Origin of the sequence: Paenibacillus sp. tmac-D7 (genome assembly GCF_006519665.1) — a bacterium.
GTDB lineage: Bacteria > Bacillota > Bacilli > Paenibacillales > NBRC-103111 > Paenibacillus_G > Paenibacillus_G validus.
In genome coordinates this window covers 1-955 of the sequence record NZ_VIDW01000122.1, presented here as the reverse complement: position 1 = coordinate 955, position 955 = coordinate 1, and the positions used below count along the sequence as shown (strand labels likewise).

Genomic DNA, 955 nt, shown 5'->3' with positions numbered 1-955 from the left:
CAATGTCATGCTTTGGAATTGGCAAGCAGGTATAAGAAATAAGGAACGTATAATAATTAGCGTTACACGGAGTGTCAATAAAACTTGGAGAGACCAATTATCCCGATTCGTAAGACTTTAATTGTATTTCGATTTCAGTTCATTTGTCAATAATGATTCTCATTATCATCTATTATTATAACCTGATGCATGCCTATTGTTGCAGCTTGCTTTGATGCGATGTTGCCGGCGGCAGCGAGGCGTTTTAGCTGATCCTGCATAAGGCTGGTATAATAGATCAAAGCGAACATGAAGAACACAGATATCCTTATCGGGAGGTTACAGGATGGACGCGAAAGTCGAGCAGACGTTAGAAGCGGCTTTAAAAAACTGGAAGTCTATGGCGGGGTCGGAAAACGATGAAGCGGAATCGACTGCGGATGAATTTGAAGCTTCTTTCTATAAGTTTATCGATGCTGTACGCGAGTGGGTTTACGGGTTAGATCAACGACCGCAGACACTCGAGGAATTGGCAGAGCTGCCTCTGATCAAGCATATTCTCGATCTGCTTCCGGAGCCGCTCCATTTGAACTTTGAAACCGAGGCCGAACTTATCCTTGAACATAAGAGCAGAATCGACGAGGACAAGTATGATTAAATAGAATCGTTCTCTAGGCATATCTGTTCTTTGTATCTTATGAAAATGAACAAGGGACTTCCCGCCAACGGGAAGTCCCTTGTTCATGCTTACAGCATTTCTTTACCGGTTTTGAATATCGGGTTTAGTGATGATCAGGATCAGGAGTTAAGATCTGGATATTGTCTATCCGCACGTTGTGCAAATCCCCTGTCATATCGCCTACGACGACCTCATCACCCTTGATGTCGACGACTGTAACCATTTCATACGACCTTAACTCGCCTGTTGCTTTGACGACGACAACCCGCATGCCTTCCATTAATTCCATGGTATCCT

At 43.7% G+C, this 955-nt stretch carries 2 protein-coding genes; one reads left to right on the top strand and one right to left on the bottom strand.

The annotated features are described in order from the left end of the window. The first annotated feature begins 325 nt into the window (after positions 1-325). The gene (locus FKP33_RS26745) at positions 326-637 is read left to right on the top strand and encodes a hypothetical protein (protein WP_141336832.1); all 312 of its coding nucleotides are present in this window, start codon (positions 326-328) and stop codon (positions 635-637) included. 124 nt (positions 638-761) lie between these two features. On the opposite strand, the gene FKP33_RS26740 is transcribed toward FKP33_RS26745, so the two are convergent. Further along, the coding region (locus FKP33_RS26740) for a hypothetical protein (protein ID WP_219996700.1) at positions 762-955 on the bottom strand (194 nt) is incomplete at its 5' end.